General features: G+C 67.0%; 1 protein-coding gene and 2 pseudogenes. All 3 read left to right on the top strand.

The features are described from left to right. Window positions 1-191: pseudogene (locus tag IB278_RS33540) on the top strand (5-dehydro-4-deoxyglucarate dehydratase); the annotation flags it as partial. Window positions 192-238: 47 nt separating this feature from the next. Further along, window positions 239-691, top strand: coding sequence for a nuclear transport factor 2 family protein (locus IB278_RS33545; protein WP_192328820.1), 453 nt, complete (start codon window positions 239-241; stop codon window positions 689-691). 31 nt (window positions 692-722) lie between these two features. Next, window positions 723-888 (top strand): annotated as a pseudogene (gudD, locus tag IB278_RS33550) (glucarate dehydratase); the annotation flags it as partial.

The raw sequence follows: 888 nt of genomic DNA on the forward strand, positions 1-888 counted from the left end.
TGCTGAAGAACTTCTTCATGCCCTACCTGGAACTGCGCAACCGCGTGCCGGGCTATGCGGTGAGCATCGTCAAGGCCGGCGCGAAGATCGTCGGCCACGACGCCGGCCCGGTGCGCGCACCGCTCACCGACCTCAAGCCCGCCGAGATGGAACAGCTCAAGGTGCTGATCGACGCGCTCGGCCCGCAGTAAGCGGCCGAGCCGGGAACGACGACAACAAACAACAACGGAGACAACGCATGTCCATCAAGAAGTTCTTCCTCATGGCCGCATCGGCCCTTCTGTTCTCGGGCTGTGCGATGGCGCCCGCGGGCGGCGGCGCTTCGGCCGAGCCGGCCGTGGCCGTGGCCGCGGCCGCCGAGCGGCTGCGCCTTGCGATGATCGACCCCACGCCCGCCGCCCTTGGCGTGCTGGTGGCCGACGACCTGAGCTACGGCCATTCGAGCGGCAAGGTCGACACCAAGGCCAGCTTCATCGGCGACCTGGTGGCCGGCAAGTCGGACTTCGTGAGCATCGCGATCACCGACCAGACCATCAAGGTGGCGGGCGACGTTGCGATCGTGCGCCACACGCTCGCGGCCGACACCAACGATTCGGGCAAGCCCGGCAAGGTGGCGCTCAAGATCCTCGGCATCTGGCAAAAGCAGGGCGGCGAGTGGAAGATGCTGGCCCGCCAGGCCGTGCGGATCTAGCCGCACTTTTCTTCCAGGGTCCGCGCAAAAAATGACACTTCCAGACTCCGCTTCTCCCATCTCCGGCGCGCCCGTCGTCACCGCCATGCGCGTGGTGCCCGTCGCAGGCCACGACAGCATGCTCATGAACCTGAGCGGCGCGCACGGCCCGTTCTTCACGCGCAACCTGCTGATCCTGACCGACAGCGCGGGCCACA

Origin of the sequence: Variovorax sp. VRV01, assembly GCF_014852545.1 — a bacterium.
GTDB classification, from domain to species: Bacteria; Pseudomonadota; Gammaproteobacteria; order Burkholderiales; family Burkholderiaceae_C; genus Variovorax; species Variovorax beijingensis_A.